We start from the raw sequence: 14,863 nt of genomic DNA on the forward strand, positions 1-14,863 counted from the left end.
AGTTTTGTTGACTTTCCGCGTTCGATCGCTGTAAATCCGCCCACTCCTCGAAAAGACGTTCTTTTCGACCCGCCGCCCGGCCCTTGAGACCGGAGGCCAACGCCCGACAGCGCGATGCGCCCTCGGGCGCGAAATTGTTTGGAATATCCGTCTCGGCGCTAATCGCCAAGACGCACTGACGACACCCTCTCCCATGGGGAGAGGGTTGGGGTGAGGGGGTACGGTTCATCCGTGATCCTCGCCCCCTCACCCGGCGCTTCGCGCCGACCTCTCCCCAACGGGGAGAGGTGAAGAGACAGACGTGAATGGCCAGGACAAGCCCGGCCATGACGAAGGAAAAACGGCATTGTTCGACAATCTGTCGGAAAAGCTTGGTGGCATTCTCGATCGGCTGACGGGGCGCGGTTCGCTCAGCGAGGCCGATGTCGACGCCGCGATGCGCGAGGTGCGCCGCGCGCTGCTCGAGGCCGACGTCTCGCTCGACGTTGTCAGGAGCTTCACCGAACGCGTCCGCGAGCAGGCGGTCGGCGCCACCGTGGTCAAGTCGGTGACTCCCGGCCAGATGGTGGTGAAGATCGTTCACGACGAACTGATCGCCACCCTCGGCTCGGACGGACAGACCATCGACCTCAACGCGGTGCCGCCGGTCGCGATCATGATGGTCGGCCTGCAGGGCTCCGGCAAAACCACGACCACGGCAAAACTCGCCCGCCGCCTGACCCAGCGCGACAAGCGCAAGGTGCTGATGGCCTCGCTCGACGTCTATCGTCCGGCGGCGATGGAACAGCTCGCGGTGCTTGGCCGCGATCTCGACATCCAGACGCTGCCGATCGTCGAAGGCCAAAAGCCGGCGCAGATCGCGCGCCGCGCGCTCGAAGCAGGCAAGCTCGGCGGCTACGACGTGGTGCTGCTCGATACCGCCGGCCGCACCACGCTCGACGAAGAAATGATGAGCGAGGCGGCGGAAATCAAATCGACCGCCAATCCGCATGAAGTGCTGCTGGTCGCGGACTCCCTGACCGGTCAGGACGCCGTGAACCTCGCGCGCGCCTTCGACGAGCGCGTCGGGTTGACCGGCATCGTGCTGACGCGGGTCGACGGCGATGGCCGAGGCGGCGCCGCGCTGTCGATGCGCGCGGTCACCGGCAAGCCGATCAAGCTGATCGGCACCGGCGAAAAGACCGACGCGCTGGAGGATTTCCATCCGAACCGGATCGCGGGCCGTATCCTCGGCATGGGCGACGTGGTGTCGCTGGTTGAGAAGGCGGCCGCGAATATCGACGCGGAAAAAGCCGCTCGCGTCGCCGAGAAGATGCGCAAGGGTCAGTTCGACCTGTCCGACATGCGCGACCAGCTGCTGCAGATGGCGAATATGGGCGGCATCAGCGGGCTGATGGGCATGATGCCCGGCATCGCGAAAATGAAGAACCAGATCGCCAACGCCGGGATCGACGACAAGATCATCAAGCGGCAGGTCGCCGTGATCGATTCGATGACGCGGCAGGAGCGCAAGCACCCCGACGTCCTCAAGGCCAGCCGCAAGAAACGCATCGCCTCGGGCGCCGGCGTCAAGGTCGAGGACGTCAACAAGCTCCTGAAGATGCACCGGAACATGGCCGACATGATGAAGGCCATGGGTTCGGGCAAGCGCGGCCCGATGGCCGGCATCGCGCAGGCGATGGGTTTTGGCGGCGGCATGCCTTCGCCGGAACAGATGAAAGCGCTGGCGGACAAAATGCCCGGCGGCGCTGGACCGGGCGGCATGCCCGCGCTGCCAAAAGACCTTCCCGCGGGCCTGCGCACCGGCTTGCCGAACCTGCCGGGATTGACCGGCCTGAGCGGCAAACCAAACCTGCCGGGCCTCGGTGGCTTCCCCGGATTGGGGAAGAAGAAATGAGAAATTTTGTCATTCCGGGGCGGCTCGGAGAGCCGAACCCGGAATCTCGATGGGAATGATCGTCGAGATTCCGGGTCTGCGTGCTGCGCACGCATCCCGGAATGACGCGAAATGCCAACTAAGCCAACAACCCAGGTTTTTACAGGAGAACTAAATGTCAGTCGTTATTCGTCTTGCCCGCGCCGGCACCAAGAAGCGTCCGGTCTATCACGTCGTCGTCGCCGATTCGCGCTTTCCGCGTGATGGCCGCTTCATCGAACGTCTCGGCCATTTCAATCCGCTGCTGCCGAAGGACAATGAGGCGCGGCTCAAGCTCGACATGGACAAGGTCAAGGCCTGGCTCGCCAAGGGCGCGCAGCCGTCCGACCGCGTGACGCGTTTCCTCGACGACGCCGGCGTCGTGAAGCGCACCGCGCGCAATAACCCGGAAAAGGCCGTGCCGCGCAAGGAGCGCAAGGCCGCTGCCGAAGCCGCCGCCAAGGCATAAGCGTTAGCGGCGCGTGACGGTGGCAGCACCGATTTGCGTCGCCCGCATTGGCGCTGCGCACGGCGTGCGCGGCGCGGTGAAGCTGTGGACCTTCACCGAAGACCCGCTCGCGGTGAAACACTACGGCCCGCTCACGACCAAAGACGGCGCGCGCCAGTTCGAGGTGATGCATGCCCGCGAGGCCAAGGACCATCTGGTGGCGACGCTGAAGGGCATCGCTACCCGCGATGAGGCCGAACGGCTCAACGGCATCGAACTCTATATCGCGCGCGACAAGCTGCCGAAGACCGACGAGGACGAATATTATCACGCCGACCTGATCGGGCTTGCTGCGGTGACGGCCGCAGGTGAGCCGCTCGGCCGCGTCATCGCGATCCATAATTTCGGCGCCGGCGACATCATCGAGATCGCGCCGCCGCAAGGCGCATCTATGCTGTTGCCCTTCACCAACGCAGTCGTACCGACGGTCGATCTCGCAGCCGGGCGCGTGGTGATTGAGCTGCCAGAGGAAGTCGACGGCGACGATCCGACCGCGGCCTGATCGAACTCTCCCCATCTCATCCCACGAAGAGCGACGCGCCTTTGTCGTGGCGTGAGCTCGTTGGGATTCCAAGAGCGCGCCGTTCAGCCTGTCCTGCGGCCCTGCTGTTCGAGCCAGTCGCAGAACACCGCGTTGTGCGGATCATGGCGGCGAGCTTCGGGGAGGTATGCGAAATAACTCCGGGCCGGCAGGCTGATTTTCGGAAACGGCGTCACCAGACGCCCGGCCGCGAGATCGTCGGCAATCAGCGCCGTCGGCCCCATCGCCACGCCGAGACCGTCGAGCGCAGCCTGAATGGTCAGGTAGAAATGATCGAACATCAGCGAAGCCGCCGGCTCCAGCGCGGATTGCCCCGCCTCAGTCAGCCAGTCGCGCCACAATCGCGGCATCGACGTCACATGCAGCAGCGTGTGCCGTGACAGATCCGCGACATCAGCCAGCGGCAACTGCGTGAGCAGCGACGGGCTGCAGACCGGCAGCCGGCGTTCCGAGAGCAGGAAGCGCGATGAAAAGCCGTGAAAGCTATCCGGGCCGCCGCGGATCACCACATCGAAGGGGTCGGGCAATGCATCCACCGGATCGTTCGAGGTGGTCAGGCGCACTTCGATATCGGGATGCTCTGCGCGAAACCTGCTCATGCGCGGCAACAGCCAACGCAGGCTGAACGTCGCCAGCGCGTTGACGCGCAACATCGCCACCGGCGCATCGCCGCGCCGCTCCCGATGGTGCTGCACGGCGGCCGAGATCCGGTCGAGCGCAGGGCCGAATTCCGCCAGCAACGCCGCCCCCGCAGGCGTAATCACCACCCGCCGGACCGATCGCCGAAACAGCGATGGCGTCCCCAGCCACGCTTCCAACAGACGGACCTGCTGGCTGACCGCACCATGGGTCACGCTGAGTTCAGCGGCCGCCTCCTTGAAGCTGCCGAGGCGGGCGGCTGCCTCGAACGCACGGACTGCATTGAGCGGCGGCAGGCTGCGACGTGGGACGAACATGGTTTTTCCATAAGAGATTTTCTAATGCATCATCCGATTATTACTGATTTGTGACATGACCAAATGCGGATCATATTAAGCAGCAAGAGCCTCACATATCTTACATTTTCACAGATCAGGCACCCGAGAATGGCAATCCCATCTTTAGATTTTCTGCCACCTTCGTCAATTGAGAGCGACACGGGTCGCCGCGACAACGGCCGTGCAGCACGCACCCTCGCGGTGACCGGCCTCAACCATGCCCTGCACGATGGTTTCACCGACCTGATCTACGTGCTGCTGCCGGTCTGGCAGAGCGAGTTCGCGCTGAGCTATGGGCTGCTCGCCCTGATGCGCGGGCTCTATTCCGGTGTCATGGCCGGGCTGCAAATCCCCGTCGGCCGCATCGCCGAGCGCGTCGACGGAAAAATGCTCCTGGTGCTCGGCACGGCGCTATCGGCGCTCGGCTACTTTTTCGCCGGGCTATCGGGCGGCGTGATCGGACTGGGTCTGTCGCTCGCGCTGTCCGGCGCCGGTTCAAGCACCCAGCATCCCCTTGCATCAGCGGCGGTGTCGCGCGCCTATGGCAAGTCCGCCCGCGGACCGCTCGGCATCTACAATTTCTCGGGCGATCTCGGAAAGGCCGCCATCCCTGCACTCGCTGCGGTGTTGCTGGTGATCATGTCCTGGCGCCATACGCTGCAACTGATGGCGTGCGCCGGCTTGCTCGTCGCGGCCTGTATCGCACTCTTGATGCCCGCGGTCGGCAAAGGGCACGCGAGCAAGGCGACGGCATCGTCGCACCGCTCGGGCCGCGCCCGAGGCGGCTTCTATTGGCTGCTCGCGATCGGAATTTTCGATTCGGCCGTCAGGATGGGCTTCCTCACCTTCCTGCCATTTCTCCTGCGCGATAGAGGCGCGTCGCTGCCAACCAGTGGTCTTGCGCTGGCTTTGGTCTTCATCGGCGGCGCCGCGGGCAAGTTCACGTGTGGCTGGCTCGGCGAGCGAATCGGCACGCTGCGCACCGTGCTGCTCACCGAAGGCGGGACGGCGGCGCTGATCCTTGCGGTGCTGGTGCTGCCGCTGACGCCTGCGATCGTGCTGCTGCCGCTGCTCGGCGTGATGCTCAACGGCACATCCTCCGTGCTCTATGGGACGGTGCCGGAGCTTGCGCCGCCGCACCTCACCGAACGCGCCTTCGCCCTGTTCTATACGGGGACGATCGGATCGGGAGCGATCGCGCCGGTGCTCTACGGCTTGCTGGGCGATGCCCTCGGCCCGACGGTGGCGACCGTGGCGACCGCCGCCACGGCGATCGCCATATGTCCGCTTGCACTGGCGCTCGCGCCGCATCTTTCCGACGAAGCGGACGCGCGTCACTCCAGCGTCTGACGGCGCTTCGTTTTCCCGCCCCCTCTACGAAGACGGCCGTCAGATTGTTGCAGCCTCGGCCTCGCATTACATAGACAACCGTGGTTAGGGGGCCCGGCTCGTGCTTCCACCTCCGCTTTTGAGTTGCGGAGAAGTCGCATGGCCGGGACGACGAACGGGAAGGCATAACAGTGAAAAGCACCCACAAGGCCTGGCGGCTGCACGCGCACAATGATCTGCGGTTCGACAAGGTCGAAACGCCGAGCCCCGCGCCTGACGGCGTTCTGGTTGCGATCGAGGCCGGCATGGTGTTGTCCTACACTGGCAAGGTGCTGTCGGGCACAGTGCCCTACAGCCTGCCGCCGATGCCGTTCGTGCCCGGCACCAACGCGATCGCGCGGGTGATCGCGACCGGCGAAAACGTGACCCATGTTCGCAGCGGCGATCGGGTTTTCCTCAGTCCACATTTGCGCGGCGACGTACCCGATCCGGAGCCGCCGCAAATCCTGATCGGGCTGACGGCAACCGTGACGACGCCGGCTGCGCTGGCGATGCAGGCGCGATGGCGCGACGGCGTGTTCGCCGAAATCGCGCATTGGCCCGCGGCCTGCGTCACGCCGCTCAACGGGCTGGACGACAAACCGGCGACAGAACTGATCGGACTCGCCAAACTGATCGTGCCGTTCGGCGGTCTGCAACGCTGCGGCCTGCGCGGCGGCGACACCATCATCATCAACGGCGCGTCAGGCTATTTCGGTTCCGGCGCGGTGATGCTGGCGGTTGCGATGGGCGCCGGGCGCGTGGTCACCGTGGGACGAAAACAGGCGGCGCTGGAATCGCTGCGCGAAGCCTTCGGTCCGCGCGTCATTCCCGCCGTGGTCAGTGGCGATCCCGCAAAAGACCTCGCGATCATCCGCCACGCTGCCGGCGGCGGCGCCGATGTCGCGCTTGATCTGCTCGGCAGCGCCAAGAGCACCTCGACCACTTTGTCATCCTTGCGCGCGTTGAAGCGCGGCGGGCGTCTGGTACTGATGGGCAGCGCCGAGGTGCCGCTGGAGCTTTCATTCCGCGAAATGCTCGCGAATGATTGGGAGGTGGTCGGTCAGTTCATGTATGCGCGAACGGCGCCGGGTCAGCTTGCCGCACTTGCCGCCACAGGCCTGCTCGATTTCGGCAAGATCGTCGTGACGACATTCAAGCTCGCCGATTTCAGGCAGGCGGTTGATGCTGCAGCGTTGATGCAGGGCCTCGATCTCACCGCCGTGGTGCCATAGGTCCAATCAGGCTGCGACAGGAAAAGGTTCGACGTAACTGTCGCCGTTCGGCCGTAATACACCGCCCGCCGACCGGCGAGCGAGACCATGTAGCCGACGCAACCGGCTTGCGCGATGCGCTCGCAGAATTTTCGATATTCGATCTGCTTCTGCTGGATGGCGCGCACCGCCGCGGCAACGCCGTCGGCAGCGAATGCGATTGCCGGAATCACGTCCACCGGCGCCGCCGACACCAGATGCGATTCGCCCGACGGCAGATAATAAATCTTCTCCGCGCGCAACAAATCGGCATGATAACGCTCGACGCCGGCCTGCATCAGCTTCGTCACTACCTCGGGAAAACTGATCCGCTCCTGATCCGAGGCGTCGGTGCATTCCTGCATGACCTTGACCACGTCCGCTTGCATCGCGCTTCTCCGGTTTGGTTCGTGAAACATGCTCGGCTAATCGACCGGCATCGTGCGCAGCCCTGATCTGCGCACGATGTCCACCATCAGGCGATGGATGGCCGCGCGATCCGCAGGCTCGAGGTGCCCGAAGAATTCGGCGTCGTTGCGGTCTGCGAGCCCTGATAATTCCGGCACCAGAGCGCGCCCGCCGGAGGTCAGTGCGAGGTCCTGATAGCGGCGATCCTTCGTGCCGGGCACTCCTGTCAGCAGTGCCTTGGCGGCAAGCCGATCGACGAGTTTTGAAATCGCGCCGCGTGTCATGCCGAGCCGATCGGCGAGCGCGCTCGGCACCATCGCGTCCTGGTCATAGAGTTCGCGCAGCATGACCCATTCCGCCACCGTGACGTCGCGCGCCGCGAGTTTCAGGCTGAACGCGTGCGAAACCTGATTGGAGACGTAGCGAAGCCAGTAGCCAAGGTGGTCTTGCAGGCCGCTGACATGGGCTGGTTCGGTCATGGCAGTTCCATTAGTTGACAAGGAAACTATCATGACTAGTTTCCTTGTCAACTATTGCTATGAAATTTGATTTCCGAGCGCCGAAGCGCCATGCAGGGCCATGACGACGACACCGTGGCGCACGACTGTTCTGACGCTGTTTCCCGAGATGTTCCCCGGGCCGCTTGGCGTGAGCCTGGCCGGCAAGGCACTGTCATCGGGGCTGTGGGCGCTCGAAGCGCGCGACATCCGGGATTCGGCGACCGACCGTCACCGCAGCGTCGACGACACGCCGGCCGGCGGCGGTCCCGGCATGGTGCTGCGCGCCGACGTGCTGGCGGCCGCCATCGATGCGGCAAATACCGCTTCAGATGGACCTAAGTCCCGTCCGCGCCTGCTGATGAGTCCCCGGGGTCGGCCATTGACCCAGTCCAGGATCGTGGAACTCGCCGCGGGACCCGGGCCCCTTGTTGTCTGCGGGCGTTTTGAAGGCGTCGATGAGCGGGTGATTGGGGCGCGGGGACTCGAGGAGGTGTCGATCGGCGATTACGTGCTGTCCGGCGGCGAAATCGCGGCCATGGTGCTGATCGATGCCTGTGTCCGGCTTTTGCCGGGGGTGATGGGAAAGCAGGAATCCGGGGCGGATGAGAGCTTTTCCGACGGGCTACTCGAATACCCGCAATTTACCCGTCCGCAGGCGTTCGAAGGCCAGCCGATCCCGGAAATCCTCATTTCCGGTGACCACGCCAAGGTCGCCGCCTGGCGCCGGGCCGAGGCCGAGGCCCTGACGCGGGCGCGGCGGCCGGATCTCTGGGCTGCGAGGCCGAGTCGGCAGCCAAATGCCGAGCCTCGCCAAAATCGCCCAAAAAGCACGACAGACGGGTGACAAGCGCGCGCCTTTGCCTTATACGAGCGCCAAATCCGCGCAGGATAGATGGACGTTCGCGCAGCCCGCGCTCGATCGAGGCTGGGCGCGCCGCCGATGGAGATTTCACCGTGAACCTGATTCAGCAGCTCGAAAAAGAGCAATTCGATAAATTGTCCGCCACCAAGACGATCCCGGAGTTTGCACCCGGCGATACCCTGATCGTCAACGTCAAGGTGGTCGAAGGCGAGCGCACCCGCGTGCAGGCCTATGAAGGCGTCTGCATCGGCCGCTCCGGCGGCGGGCTCAACGAGAGCTTTACGGTGCGCAAGATCTCCTATGGCGAAGGCGTGGAACGCGTCTTCCCGGTGATGTCGCCGATGATCGACTCGATCAAGGTGGTGCGCCGCGGCAAAGTGCGTCGCGCCAAGCTCTATTACCTGCGCAATCTGCGCGGCAAGTCGGCCCGCATCGTCGAGAAGAAGACGGACCGCACGCAGGCTGCCGCCGTCGGCGAGTAATTCCATCGTCCACATGGATGTGACGAAAAGCGCGGGTCGCCCCCGCGCTTTTTTGTTGTGCCGTACCTATCTGCATAGTGGCGCCGCGCATCGATCGATTGTCGCGATGGCAGGCACTGTGTTAGAAAATGGAATGGTTCCAGATCAGACCGATATGGCTTGCGGGCGCGTCGAGCGCATTATCATCGACGATCGCAGTCGGCTGCCTGGCCGCTTTTTTGGGCGCTTTGCGACCTCGGCAACATCTGAGCTTAGAAGCGCGCTTTGATTGGCGCTGAATTTTCTTGCGCGCGCGTATTCGCGCTTCTCCTGCTCAAACAAAATATCCTTTGGAGCTGACGCTCATGTCCAAACCAACCACGCTGTACGACAAGATCTGGAACGATCATCTGGTGCACGAAGCCGATGACGGCACCTGCCTGCTCTATATCGACCGTCACCTGGTTCACGAGGTGACCTCGCCGCAGGCCTTCGAGGGCCTGCGCGCCACCGGGCGCAAGGTTCATGCGCCGGAGAAGACGCTGGCGGTGGTCGATCACAACATCCCGACCACCGACCGCTCCAAGCCCAATCCTGATCCGGAAAGCATCGAGCAGATGCGCGTGATGGCGGATAACGCCAAGGAATTCGGCATCGAATATTACAACGAATTCGACCGTCGCCAGGGCATCGTGCACGTCATCGGCCCCGAGCAAGGGTTTACATTGCCCGGCACCACCATCGTCTGCGGCGATAGCCACACCTCGACGCATGGCGCGTTCGGCGCACTGGCACATGGCATCGGCACCTCCGAAGTCGAGCATGTGCTGGCGACGCAAACGCTGATCCAGAAAAAAGCCAAGAACATGCGCGCCGTCGTCGACGGCAAATTGCCTGAAGGCGTCACCGGCAAGGACATCATCCTCGCCATCATCGGCGAAATCGGCACCGCCGGCGGCACCGGCTATGTGCTGGAATATGCCGGCGAGGCGATCCGTTCGCTCAGCATGGAAGGCCGCATGACGGTCTGCAACATGTCGATCGAGGGCGGCGCCCGCGCCGGCCTGGTCGCGCCGGATGAAAAAGCCTTCGACTTCCTGAAGGGCCGGCCGAAGTCGCCGAAGGGCGACGCCTGGGATGCCGCGATGCGCTACTGGGAAAGGCTGCGCTCCGACGCGGGCGCGCATTTCGACCACGAGATCCGGCTGGATGCGGCAAAACTGCCGCCGATCGTGACCTGGGGCACCTCGCCGGAAGACGTGGTGTCGATATCGGGCGTGGTGCCCGATCCCGACAAGATTGCGGACGAAGCCAAGCGGCTCTCCAAGCATCGTGCGCTGCATTACATGGGCCTGAAGGCCGGCACCAAGATCACCGACATCAAGCTCGATCGCGTCTTCATCGGCTCCTGCACCAACGGCCGCATTGAGGATTTGCGCGCGGCCGCCAAAATCGCCGAAGGCAAAACCGTCAGCGGCCATGTCAACGCCATGGTCGTGCCGGGCTCCGGCATCGTGAAGGAGCAGGCGGAAGCCGAAGGCCTCGACAAGATTTTCATCAAGGCCGGATTCGATTGGCGCGAGCCGGGCTGCTCGATGTGCCTCGCCATGAACCCCGACAAATTGTCGCCGGAGGAGCGCTGCGCCTCGACTTCGAACCGCAATTTCGAGGGCCGCCAAGGCTTCAAGGGCCGCACCCATCTGGTCTCGCCGGCGATGGCGGCCGCCGCGGCGATCGCCGGGCATTTTGTCGACGTCAGGGAATGGCGGTAACGGTTTCGAGCGAAAGCCTGCCCCGCATTCGATGCGGGGCAGGAACCGGTTCGCGTCAGGAAAACGCGTCAAAACAAAAGACGCAAAACCGGCACTGTCTCTTCAACTCAAGGCGTTCTGGCAACCACTCGTTAAAGATCGGGGAGCACACTCGGGGCTCGTGAAGGCAGGCGTTTCGCTTGGAGCGTGCCATGGCCGACAAGTCTGAATTCGTCGATATGATCAGCGAGGCGACGCGCCAGAGCCGGCGCCGCTATGCTCCGCGCGTGATCGAGCCCGAAGTCAAGGAAACGTCACGCCTCAGTCACTGGCCGCCGGAGCGATGGGTGCAGTGGCGAGTGGAGACGCTGACGCCGTGGCGGCTCAAATCCTGGAAATTCAAGGATTGGGATCGCGGGTAACGCGTTTTCTCGATCGGAAATAAATCGGGCGCCTGTCGGGCGCCCAATTCATTTTCAGCCGTGGCGACAATCACCAGTATCGCCAGTGGTGCCACCGGTGCCAGTGACAGACGCGGTGCGGGCCGTAATAGGTCCAGATGATCCGGCAATGGTGATGACGCGGGTAGTAATAATACGACGGGCCATAGAAGTGCCGCCGGTGAAAATGGTGCCCGTAGAACCGATACCCGCCGTGATGATATCCGCCGTAGTGAATACCGCCATGGTGAAAGCCTCCAACGCGGAACCCGCCACCATGGAATCCTCGGTGGAAACCGCCACCATGAAATCCACCGCCGTGGAAGCCTCCGCCATGAAACCCGCCACCGTGAAACCCGCCGCCATGGAAGCCTCCGCCATGACCGCCGCCACCATGACCACCACCGCCTCCGCCGCCGTGCCGCACTTCGGTCGTCAGCCCCTCGGAAACATGGGTCTGTGACGGCGCGGCGCCGGGATTGATCAACGACATCGCATTTGCGCGCTGGTTTGGAGCAACCGACAGCATCAGCATTGCAGCAGCCGCAAGGCCCAGGCACCGCACAAGGCTGCACCGGGGAACGGATAGGCTCTTCATGAACAACCTCCCTGAACAGGACGACGAAAGCGTGAGGTCATGAGCTTGAGGTCACGAGCCCGCTTCCGGCGCGTTCGTTTCACTCCTGGTGCAAGGTTACAGATCGCGAAGTGAACGCGTCATGAATGCGCCGGGCATTCGATGTGTCCGGGCATTGGCGTTGTTCGATCGTCATAAAAAAACAGGCCCGCATTGCGGGCCTGTCCAATCTCGGATGCCTTCAAACCGCTAATGCCGGCGGCAATCAGCGGTGCCAATGGTGCCAATGATGGCGATGCCAGTGGTGATGCCAGCCCACTTGCGTGGTTTGCGTCGCGCCATCCTGGACCGCAGCGGCGGCACTGGGGCTGCTCAGCGACATCGCTTGAGCTTGCTGAGCGGGGGCAGCCAGAATGAGCAATGCGCCAACGGCCGCAAGCCCCAGAACTTTCGTCACCTTCATGTCTATTCTCCCTGGATCCATGGATGTCACGTCGGCGACAAAACGGCCGAACGAATCGACCGCCTCGCCGCGACGCAGATCGTGGACTGAAGTTCGCGACGTGAATGTGAAGTGAAAACCTGCGCCACCCCAACAAATGCAGAGGAGGTGATCCGGTTCCCGTTTTGCGTCATGCAATCGCTCAAGCGAAGCTTAGACTATCGTCGCAAGAGTCGGCGGCTTCACGCCATTCATGATGGCCGTCGCCGGGAGCCCGGCGTTCGTGGCGCGACGGCCTTTGAGAAAACCGCGAAAGCTAGCCGGGGCGCCAGACGCAGTGCATGCGCGGCACGATCACGGTGCCACTTGGCCGGTATTCCTGCACGTAGTTTGCGACGCAATCCCGCACCGCATTCGGTCCTGGGTAGTAGTAAGGATCGATACCTTCCTCGAATTGGCCTTCGCGACGCGGATAGATCGGTACACGCCGCAGCGCCCGTCGAGCCCGGCGCGGCGCGGCGGCAGTCTCAGCCGGGGGCGATGCCTGAGCGATTCTGACACCGGAGGGTACGGTTTGCGCCTGGGTTCCCGATGCCGGCAGAAAGAAAACGCCCGCAAGTGCGACCCAAATTGCCGCCGTCCTGATTCCTATCATGAAGCCCACCCAAACCGTTGCGATCCTACGGTCTCCGATTGCCGCCGCAACGTCAACTGCGCGCAGGCGCCAAAACCGTCATGCATATGTGCGTAACACGCGCTAAACAGGGGCGATGTGGACATCCGCCAAAGCGCCCTCCCTTGCTGAAATGGAGACCATGGCGCACGACATCTTTGAGCGCCTGCCGAAGGACTTTCGCGGCCTGTGCGAGGGGGTGATCGTCCGTGTCGATGATTTCCCGACCGATGAGGTGCTCGACGAGATGGAGGCCGAGAGCGAGTTCGACCTGCTCGGCCTGTTCCAGGGCGTCGGCCTGCCGTTCCGCAGCAACGACGACATCGCGCAGCTGCCCAATATGATCTGGCTCTACCGCCGGCCGATCCTGGATTATTGGGCCGAGCACGACGAGACGCTCGGCCATATCGTCCGCCACGTGCTGATTCACGAGATAGGCCATCATTTCGGCCTGTCCGACGCCGATATGGAGGCGATCGAGGCTGGCGCGGAATAGCGCTGGCCGTTGCAATTTAGCCCTGCGCAATTTGGCCTTGGACCCGGGTCGCGATCGGGATAAAACCTTCCCTCAATTTGCAAATTCGCAACCTCTCGGGCGCGAAATTGCAGCTGGCCCCTCGCAAAGATGAAGATCGAGCCATGGACAAGTTCACCTCGCTGGAAGGCGTCGCGGCGCCGCTGAAGATCATCAATGTCGACACCGACATGATCATCCCGAAGCAGTATCTGAAGACCATCAAGCGCACCGGCCTTGGCAAGGGACTTTTCTCGGAGCAGCGCTACAAGGACGACGGCAGCGAGAATCCGGATTTCATCCTCAACAAGCCGGCCTATCGCAACGCCAAGGTTCTGGTCGCGGGCGACAATTTCGGCTGCGGCTCGAGCCGCGAGCACGCACCCTGGGCGCTGCTCGATTTCGGCATCCGCTGCGTGATCTCGACCTCGTTCGGCGACATCTTCTACAACAACTGCTTCAAGAACGGCGTTCTGCCGATCCGCGTCTCGCAGGAAGACCTCGACAAATTGTTCGACGATGCCGAGCGTGGCGCCAACGCGACGCTGTCCATTGATCTGGCCAAGCAGGAAATTCGTGGGCCCGACGGCGGCACCTTGAAGTTCGAGATCGATCCGTTCCGCAAGCACTGCCTGCTGAACGGCCTCGACGACATCGGGCTGACCATGGAGAAGAAGGCCTCGATCGACAGCTACGAGGAAAAGCTGAAGACCGAGCGCGCCTGGGCCTGATCTCGCTTTATTGACGCGTTTTCCAGCACCAGCCGATTTCCACCCTGCATCAAATGCGGGGCGGGGTTTGGTTTGAAACGCTTTGACAGGTGACGCGCATGCGGCCGGACATCGTCACCTTCTGGCACGGTCGGCTCGATGCGCTCCGGTTGTTGTGCCTGCGATCACAGATCGCCGCGGGCCATAGGGTCACCGTTTATAGTTTCGACCCGCTGGCGGGACTGCCCGATGGCGTCGGCAACGCCGAGGCTGAGGCCGTGCTGCCGCACGCCTTCTCCGAAAAACTTCGTCCGCCACAACCGGACGGCACCTGGCGCGACTGGACCGCGCTGCAATTTTCCGACTTCTTCCGAATGCGGCTGATGGCGCAGCGCGCAGGTCTTTGGCTCGACGCCGATGTGCTGCTGCTAAAGCCAATCGAGATCGATCCCGCAAAACCGTACTTCGCCTGGGAACGGCCGCGTCAGCTTGGCAATTCCGTGCTCTATCTTCCGTCGAACGACCCAATCGTCGCGGCTTTCGCAGATCTGATGCAGCAGGACGAGCTGACACCGGACTGGCTGTCGCTGCGGCATCGCCTGACATTCACGCTGCGCAAACTACGCGGCGGCTCCAATCGTCTCTCCGATATCAGGGTCGCAATCTTTGGTCCGGCGGCGCTGACCGCGCTCGCCCGGCGCACCGGCGAACTGCATCATGCGCTGCCGAAGCAATCGTTTTACGCCGTTCATGCCGAGCCGAGATTGTTTTTCGAGCCCTCGGATTTTTCAACGCTGATCGCGGACCCCAAGATCATGGGTTTTCACGTTTCGCCCAAAGGACGCGGAAATCAGCGGCCTGTTGCCGGCAGCCTCTATGCGTGGGCGACGGAGCGGTTTGGATCGACCCGCTGAGACAGGCTGCGGCTTCTTCCTTCTCCTCTTGTGGCAGAAGGCGGCGCGG

At 63.1% G+C, this 14,863-nt stretch carries 17 protein-coding genes and 1 pseudogene; 12 read left to right on the forward strand and 6 right to left on the reverse strand.

Translation table 11 applies throughout. From position 1 onward, the window contains the following. The first annotated feature begins 346 nt into the window (after positions 1 to 346). The 3 genes from ffh to rimM all read left to right on the forward strand — a co-directional run bounded on the left by ffh (position 347) and on the right by rimM (position 2,925). Positions 347 to 1,897 carry a signal recognition particle protein gene (gene ffh / locus BLV09_RS24485; protein WP_146691284.1) on the forward strand — a complete coding sequence of 517 codons (1,551 nt, stop codon included), beginning with the start codon at positions 347 to 349 and terminating at the stop codon, positions 1,895 to 1,897. A gap of 154 nt (positions 1,898 to 2,051) precedes the next feature. Then, positions 2,052 to 2,384 carry a 30S ribosomal protein S16 gene (gene rpsP / locus BLV09_RS24490; RefSeq protein WP_146689218.1) on the forward strand — a complete coding sequence of 111 codons (333 nt, stop codon included), beginning with the start codon at positions 2,052 to 2,054 and terminating at the stop codon, positions 2,382 to 2,384. Positions 2,385 to 2,403: 19 nt separating this feature from the next. Continuing rightward, a complete protein-coding gene (gene rimM / locus BLV09_RS24495; protein ID WP_146689219.1) occupies positions 2,404 to 2,925 on the forward strand; it encodes a ribosome maturation factor RimM in 522 nt (173 codons plus the stop codon). A gap of 83 nt (positions 2,926 to 3,008) precedes the next feature. On the opposite strand, the gene BLV09_RS24500 is transcribed toward rimM, so the two are convergent. After that, positions 3,009 to 3,920: a LysR substrate-binding domain-containing protein gene (locus tag BLV09_RS24500; protein ID WP_146689220.1), complete on the reverse strand. Its 912-nt coding sequence runs from the start codon at positions 3,918 to 3,920 to the stop codon at positions 3,009 to 3,011. Between the two features lie 129 nt (positions 3,921 to 4,049). Between BLV09_RS24500 and BLV09_RS24505 the strand changes: the two genes are divergently transcribed. Together BLV09_RS24505 and BLV09_RS24510 are read left to right on the forward strand one after the other, a co-directional pair. Further along, complete coding sequence (locus tag BLV09_RS24505; protein ID WP_146689221.1) at positions 4,050 to 5,291, forward strand: MFS transporter; 1,242 nt, start codon at positions 4,050 to 4,052, stop codon at positions 5,289 to 5,291. Positions 5,292 to 5,461: 170 nt separating this feature from the next. Beyond that, positions 5,462 to 6,544 carry a zinc-binding dehydrogenase gene (locus BLV09_RS24510; protein ID WP_146689222.1) on the forward strand — a complete coding sequence of 361 codons (1,083 nt, stop codon included), beginning with the start codon at positions 5,462 to 5,464 and terminating at the stop codon, positions 6,542 to 6,544. 101 nt (positions 6,545 to 6,645) lie between these two features. Here BLV09_RS24510 and BLV09_RS38650 read toward each other — a convergent pair. Both BLV09_RS38650 and BLV09_RS24520 read right to left on the reverse strand, forming a co-directional pair. Next, a pseudogene (locus BLV09_RS38650) lies at positions 6,646 to 6,981 on the reverse strand (DUF1398 domain-containing protein); the annotation flags it as partial. A gap of 6 nt (positions 6,982 to 6,987) precedes the next feature. After that, complete coding sequence (locus BLV09_RS24520; protein ID WP_146689223.1) at positions 6,988 to 7,449, reverse strand: MarR family winged helix-turn-helix transcriptional regulator; 462 nt, start codon at positions 7,447 to 7,449, stop codon at positions 6,988 to 6,990. A 100-nt stretch (positions 7,450 to 7,549) separates the two neighbouring features. On the opposite strand from BLV09_RS24520, the gene trmD reads away from it, so the two are divergent. From trmD to BLV09_RS24545, 4 genes are all read left to right on the forward strand, one after another. Beyond that, entirely contained in the window at positions 7,550 to 8,314 is a 765-nt protein-coding gene (gene trmD, locus BLV09_RS24525) for a tRNA (guanosine(37)-N1)-methyltransferase TrmD (RefSeq protein WP_146689224.1), read from the forward strand. A 110-nt stretch (positions 8,315 to 8,424) separates the two neighbouring features. Continuing rightward, the gene (gene rplS, locus BLV09_RS24530; RefSeq protein ID WP_100384829.1) at positions 8,425 to 8,814 is read left to right on the forward strand and encodes a 50S ribosomal protein L19; all 390 of its coding nucleotides are present in this window, start codon (positions 8,425 to 8,427) and stop codon (positions 8,812 to 8,814) included. 344 nt (positions 8,815 to 9,158) lie between these two features. Then, the gene (leuC, locus tag BLV09_RS24540; protein ID WP_146689226.1) at positions 9,159 to 10,565 is read left to right on the forward strand and encodes a 3-isopropylmalate dehydratase large subunit; all 1,407 of its coding nucleotides are present in this window, start codon (positions 9,159 to 9,161) and stop codon (positions 10,563 to 10,565) included. A 191-nt stretch (positions 10,566 to 10,756) separates the two neighbouring features. Further along, positions 10,757 to 10,966 carry a hypothetical protein gene (locus BLV09_RS24545; protein WP_146689227.1) on the forward strand — a complete coding sequence of 70 codons (210 nt, stop codon included), beginning with the start codon at positions 10,757 to 10,759 and terminating at the stop codon, positions 10,964 to 10,966. A 54-nt stretch (positions 10,967 to 11,020) separates the two neighbouring features. Here BLV09_RS24545 and BLV09_RS38655 read toward each other — a convergent pair whose 3' ends face one another. From BLV09_RS38655 to BLV09_RS24560, 3 genes are all read right to left on the reverse strand, one after another. Beyond that, positions 11,021 to 11,350 carry a hypothetical protein gene (locus tag BLV09_RS38655; RefSeq protein WP_167558878.1) on the reverse strand — a complete coding sequence of 110 codons (330 nt, stop codon included), beginning with the start codon at positions 11,348 to 11,350 and terminating at the stop codon, positions 11,021 to 11,023. A gap of 476 nt (positions 11,351 to 11,826) precedes the next feature. Beyond that, a complete protein-coding gene (locus BLV09_RS24555) occupies positions 11,827 to 12,024 on the reverse strand; it encodes a hypothetical protein (protein WP_100384832.1) in 198 nt (65 codons plus the stop codon). Between the two features lie 295 nt (positions 12,025 to 12,319). Next, positions 12,320 to 12,658 carry a hypothetical protein gene (locus tag BLV09_RS24560; protein ID WP_146689229.1) on the reverse strand — a complete coding sequence of 113 codons (339 nt, stop codon included), beginning with the start codon at positions 12,656 to 12,658 and terminating at the stop codon, positions 12,320 to 12,322. Positions 12,659 to 12,773: 115 nt separating this feature from the next. Here BLV09_RS24560 and BLV09_RS24565 point away from each other — a divergent pair, with 115 nt between their 5' ends. From BLV09_RS24565 to BLV09_RS24575, 3 genes are all read left to right on the forward strand, one after another. Then, positions 12,774 to 13,172 (forward strand): metallopeptidase family protein, encoded by a 399-nt coding sequence (locus BLV09_RS24565; protein ID WP_146689230.1) that lies wholly within the window; start codon positions 12,774 to 12,776, stop codon positions 13,170 to 13,172. 143 nt (positions 13,173 to 13,315) lie between these two features. Beyond that, the gene (gene leuD / locus BLV09_RS24570; protein ID WP_146689231.1) at positions 13,316 to 13,921 is read left to right on the forward strand and encodes a 3-isopropylmalate dehydratase small subunit; all 606 of its coding nucleotides are present in this window, start codon (positions 13,316 to 13,318) and stop codon (positions 13,919 to 13,921) included. 98 nt (positions 13,922 to 14,019) lie between these two features. After that, a complete protein-coding gene (locus tag BLV09_RS24575) occupies positions 14,020 to 14,814 on the forward strand; it encodes a hypothetical protein (RefSeq protein WP_146689232.1) in 795 nt (264 codons plus the stop codon). Positions 14,815 to 14,863 lie beyond the last annotated feature (49 nt).

Origin of the sequence: Bradyrhizobium canariense (genome assembly GCF_900105125.1) — a bacterium.
Lineage (GTDB): Bacteria > Pseudomonadota > Alphaproteobacteria > Rhizobiales > Xanthobacteraceae > Bradyrhizobium > Bradyrhizobium canariense_A.